This is a genomic window from Acinetobacter sp. WCHAc060042, assembly GCF_003231195.1.
In the GTDB taxonomy this organism is placed as follows: Bacteria; Pseudomonadota; Gammaproteobacteria; order Pseudomonadales; family Moraxellaceae; genus Acinetobacter.
Window position 1 is genome coordinate 1 of the sequence record NZ_QKVN01000076.1, and the last position, 5,558, is coordinate 5,558.

Annotated in this window: 2 tRNA genes and 3 rRNA genes; all 5 read right to left on the reverse strand. The window is 48.5% G+C overall.

The window, feature by feature from the left end:
* Window positions 1-47 precede the first annotated feature (47 nt).
* The 5 genes from rrf to DPG01_RS17985 all read right to left on the reverse strand — a co-directional run bounded on the left by rrf (window position 48) and on the right by DPG01_RS17985 (window position 5,391).
* Window positions 48-162: ribosomal RNA gene (rrf, locus tag DPG01_RS17965) — 5S ribosomal RNA — on the reverse strand.
* Between the two features lie 179 nt (window positions 163-341).
* Window positions 342-3,235, reverse strand: a 23S ribosomal RNA gene (locus tag DPG01_RS17970).
* A gap of 335 nt (window positions 3,236-3,570) precedes the next feature.
* Window positions 3,571-3,646 (reverse strand) — tRNA-Ala (locus tag DPG01_RS17975).
* 70 nt (window positions 3,647-3,716) lie between these two features.
* Window positions 3,717-3,793 (reverse strand) — tRNA-Ile (locus DPG01_RS17980).
* Between the two features lie 61 nt (window positions 3,794-3,854).
* Window positions 3,855-5,391, reverse strand: a 16S ribosomal RNA gene (locus DPG01_RS17985).
* The 16S, 23S and 5S rRNA genes sit together here with 2 tRNA genes alongside, the layout of an rRNA operon.
* Window positions 5,392-5,558 lie beyond the last annotated feature (167 nt).

Genomic DNA, 5,558 nt, shown 5'->3' on the forward strand with positions numbered 1-5,558 from the left:
ATAAAAAAAGCCCCCTAACTTAATCGTTAGGGGGCTTTTGAATAATGAGCTGGCGATGACTTACTCTCACATGGCAAACGCCACACTACCATCAGCGCTAAGAGGTTTCACTTCTGAGTTCGGGAAGGGATCAGGTGGTTCACTCTTGCTATTGTCGCCAGCACAACTGTTTATGACTATTCGTTTGGTCTTATTTACACATTGTGTATGCCTAACTTTCATCAAATGAGTTATTAACAGAACATCTGAGTTAATTTAATTTGCACATTGTACTTAGCTTTATAACTAAATCAAGTTGTTTGCAGTGATTTGAACCACAACACCAACTGTTTGGGTGTTGTATAGTCAAGCCTCACGAGCAATTAGTATTGGTCAGCTTCACATATCACTATGCTTCCACATCCAACCTATCAACGTCGTAGTCTTCAACGGCTCTTTAGAGGACATAAAGTCCTAGGGAAATCTTATCTTGAGGTAGGCTTCCCGCTTAGATGCTTTCAGCGGTTATCCCTTCCGAACATAGCTACCCGGCGATGCGACTGGCGTCACAACCGGTACACCAGAGGTTCGTCCACTCTGGTCCTCTCGTACTAGGAGCAGATCCTCTCAAATTTCCAACGCCCACGGTAGATAGGGACCGAACTGTCTCACGACGTTCTAAACCCAGCTCGCGTACCTCTTTAAATGGCGAACAGCCATACCCTTGGGACCTGCTTCAGCCCCAGGATGAGATGAGCCGACATCGAGGTGCCAAACACCGCCGTCGATATGAACTCTTGGGCGGTATCAGCCTGTTATCCCCAGAGTACCTTTTATCCGTTGAGCGATGGCCCTTCCATACAGAACCACCGGATCACTAAGACCTACTTTCGTACCTGCTCGACTTGTGGGTCTCGCAGTTAAGCGCGCTTTTGCCTTTATACTCTACGCGTGATTTCCGACCACGCTGAGCGCACCTTCGTACTCCTCCGTTACTCTTTAGGAGGAGACCGCCCCAGTCAAACTACCCACCAGACATGGTCCTCGTCCCGGATTACGGGACAGAGTTAGAACCTCAATATTACCAGGGTGGTATTTCAAGATTGGCTCCACCGAAACTAGCGTCTCGGTTTCAAAGCCTCCCACCTATCCTACACAAGTAAGATCAAAGTTCAATGTCAAGCTGCAGTAAAGGTTCACGGGGTCTTTCCGTCTAGCCGCGGGTACACCGCATCTTCACGGCGAATTCGATTTCACTGAGCCTCTGCTGGAGACAGCGCCCCCATCATTATGCCATTCGTGCAGGTCGGAACTTACCCGACAAGGAATTTCGCTACCTTAGGACCGTTATAGTTACGGCCGCCGTTTACTGGGGCTTCGATCAAGAGCTTCGCTTACGCTAACCCCATCAATTAACCTTCCAGCACCGGGCAGGCATCACACCCTATACGTCCACTTTCGTGTTTGCAGAGTGCTATGTTTTTAATAAACAGTTGCAGGGGCCTGGTTTCTGTGGCTGCCAATAGCTCAAGGAGTAAATCCTATCACCGTCGGCAGCGTACCTTCTCCCGAAGTTACGGTACCATTTTGCCTAGTTCCTTCAGCAGAGTTCTCTCAAGCGCTTTGGTCTACTCGACCTGACCACCTGTGTCGGTTTCGGGTACGATTCCTATGTAACTGAAGCTTAGAGACTTTTCCTGGAAGCATGGTATCAGCCACTTCACTGTACAAGTACAGCTTGCTATCAGTTCTCAGCATAGAGTACCCCGGATTTGCCTAAGATACATGCCTACAACCTTCCACCTGGACAACCAACGCCAGGCTGACTTAACCTTCTCCGTCCTCTCATCGCATTACATAGAAGTATTGGAATATTAACCAATTTCCCATCGACTACGCCTCTCGGCCTCGCCTTAGGGGTCGACTCACCCAGCCCCGATTAACGTTGGACTGGAACCCTTGGTCTTTCAGCGAACGGGTTTTTCACCCGTTTTGTCGTTACTCACGTCAGCATTCGCACTTCTGATACCTCCAGCATACTTCTCAATACACCTTCATCGGCTTACAGAACGCTCCCCTACCACTTGCAATAAATTGCAAATCCGCAGCTTCGGCATATAGTTTTAGCCCCGTTACATCTTCCGCGCAGGCCGACTCGACTAGTGAGCTATTACGCTTTCTTTAAAGGGTGGCTGCTTCTAAGCCAACCTCCTAGCTGTCTATGCCTTCCCACATCGTTTCCCACTTAACTATAATTTTGGGGCCTTAGCTGGCGGTCTGGATTGTTTTCCTCTTGACTACGGACGTTAGCACCCGCAGTCTGTCTCCCGGATAGTACTCATTGGTATTCGGAGTTTGCATCGGTTTGGTAAGTCGGGATGACCCCCTAGCCGAAACAGTGCTCTACCCCCAATGGTATTCGTCCGAGGCGCTACCTAAATAGCTTTCGGGGAGAACCAGCTATCACCGAGTTTGATTAGCCTTTCACCCCTATCCACAAGTCATCCCCTGGCTTTTCAACGACAGTGGGTTCGGTCCTCCAGTTAGTGTTACCCAACCTTCAACCTGCTCATGGATAGATCACCCGGTTTCGGGTCTACACCCAGCAACTAAACGCCCTATTAAGACTCGATTTCTCTACGGCTCCCCTATTCGGTTAACCTCGCTACTGAATGTAAGTCGCTGACCCATTATACAAAAGGTACGCAGTCACCGAACATGTCGGCTCCCACTGCTTGTATGCATGCGGTTTCAGGATCTATTTCACTCCCCTCACAGGGGTTCTTTTCGCCTTTCCCTCACGGTACTGGTTCACTATCGGTCAGTCAGGAGTATTTAGCCTTGGAGGATGGTCCCCCCATATTCAGACAAGGTTTCACGTGCCCCGCCCTACTCGACATCATCATATAAGCCCTTTCGTGTACAGGACTATCACCCACTATGGTTGCACTTCCCAGAGCATTCCACTAAAACTTATATGACTTAATGGGCTTTTCCCCGTTCGCTCGCCGCTACTGAGGGAATCTCAATTGATTTCTTTTCCTAAGGGTACTGAGATGTTTCACTTCCCCTCGTTCGCCTCGTATGACTATGTATTCATCATACGATACCTGCCTTATGACAGGTGGGTTCCCCCATTCAGAAATCTCCGGATCACAGGATATTTGCCGCCTCCCCGGAGCTTATCGCAGGCTATTACGTCTTTCTTCGCCTCTGACTGCCAAGGCATCCACCACATGCACTTAATTACTTGACTATACAACCCCAAACAGTCGCTAATCCCTACAAGTAGGATATTGCGTCGCGAACTTAATCGCTACAGTTGGAGCCTTGTAGATTTAACTACGTACAGCTTCAATTCAATTCACATACCAAAACGCTTGATTCAGTTAATTTCGCTAGTAACTCATTTCTTCAATCTTCATCATCCAGTAATAAATCACTGTTAATGTCGATCTTAAAAACGAGTATGAACAAATTATTTCAACTCAAATATATTCTGTTAATGATTTTTCCAGCCTTCGTCAGGTCAGGAAACTGCGATAAATCACAGAAGTTAATAAGCTTTAACTTACTAATTTCTATAATCTATGGTGGAGACTAGGAGAGTCGAACTCCTGACCTCCTGCGTGCAAAGCAGGCGCTCTACCAACTAAGCTAAGTCCCCAGCTTATCAATAAGTCAATGTCTCTGTTTTTCTGTATTCAGCATTTATTCAATACTTTGTTAGTCAGATTTGGTGGGTCTGACAAGACTTGAACTTGTGACCCCACGCTTATCAAGCGTGTGCTCTAACCAACTGAGCTACAGACCCTCAGATACATCGTCATGAAGAACAACTTGTTGTGGATTCTTACCAATCGTCAATCTTTCGTTAAGGAGGTGATCCAGCCGCAGGTTCCCCTACGGCTACCTTGTTACGACTTCACCCCAGTCATCGGCCACACCGTGGTAAGCGTCCTCCTTGCGGTTAGACTACCTACTTCTGGTGCAACAAACTCCCATGGTGTGACGGGCGGTGTGTACAAGGCCCGGGAACGTATTCACCGCGGCATTCTGATCCGCGATTACTAGCGATTCCGACTTCATGGAGTCGAGTTGCAGACTCCAATCCGGACTACGATCGGCTTTTTGAGATTAGCATCCTATCGCTAGGTAGCAACCCTTTGTACCGACCATTGTAGCACGTGTGTAGCCCTGGTCGTAAGGGCCATGATGACTTGACGTCGTCCCCGCCTTCCTCCAGTTTGTCACTGGCAGTATCCTTAAAGTTCCCACCCGAAGTGCTGGCAAATAAGGAAAAGGGTTGCGCTCGTTGCGGGACTTAACCCAACATCTCACGACACGAGCTGACGACAGCCATGCAGCACCTGTATGTAAGTTCCCGAAGGCACCAATCCATCTCTGGAAAGTTCTTACTATGTCAAGACCAGGTAAGGTTCTTCGCGTTGCATCGAATTAAACCACATGCTCCACCGCTTGTGCGGGCCCCCGTCAATTCATTTGAGTTTTAGTCTTGCGACCGTACTCCCCAGGCGGTCTACTTATCGCGTTAGCTGCGCCACTAAAGCCTCAAAGGCCCCAACGGCTAGTAGACATCGTTTACGGCATGGACTACCAGGGTATCTAATCCTGTTTGCTCCCCATGCTTTCGTACCTCAGCGTCAGTATTAGGCCAGATGGCTGCCTTCGCCATCGGTATTCCTCCAGATCTCTACGCATTTCACCGCTACACCTGGAATTCTACCATCCTCTCCCATACTCTAGCTTCCCAGTATCGAATGCAATTCCCAAGTTAAGCTCGGGGATTTCACATCCGACTTAAAAAGCCGCCTACGCACGCTTTACGCCCAGTAAATCCGATTAACGCTCGCACCCTCTGTATTACCGCGGCTGCTGGCACAGAGTTAGCCGGTGCTTATTCTGCGAGTAACGTCCACTATCCAAGAGTATTAATCTCGGTAGCCTCCTCCTCGCTTAAAGTGCTTTACAACCAAAAGGCCTTCTTCACACACGCGGCATGGCTGGATCAGGGTTCCCCCCATTGTCCAATATTCCCCACTGCTGCCTCCCGTAGGAGTCTGGGCCGTGTCTCAGTCCCAGTGTGGCGGATCATCCTCTCAGACCCGCTACAGATCGTCGCCTTGGTAGGCCTTTACCCCACCAACTAGCTAATCCGACTTAGGCTCATCTATTAGCGCAAGGTCCGAAGATCCCCTGCTTTCCCCCTTAGGGCGTATGCGGTATTAGCATCCCTTTCGAAATGTTGTCCCCCACTAATAGGCAGATTCCTAAGCATTACTCACCCGTCCGCCGCTAGGTTAGGTAGCAAGCTACCTTCCCCCGCTCGACTTGCATGTGTTAAGCCTGCCGCCAGCGTTCAATCTGAGCCATGATCAAACTCTTCAGTTAAAATCATTTAGTGACTTAAGGTCACAATTCTGGCTCATCAATTTTCTGACTAAAAATTCGCTCAAATAAACTTCGAGTAATTTCTACCATCAATCAATGAAATATTTTCGATCGATCAATCAGTAAAAATCCACACAAGTTGTTCTTCATAATCTCTTAATGATCTT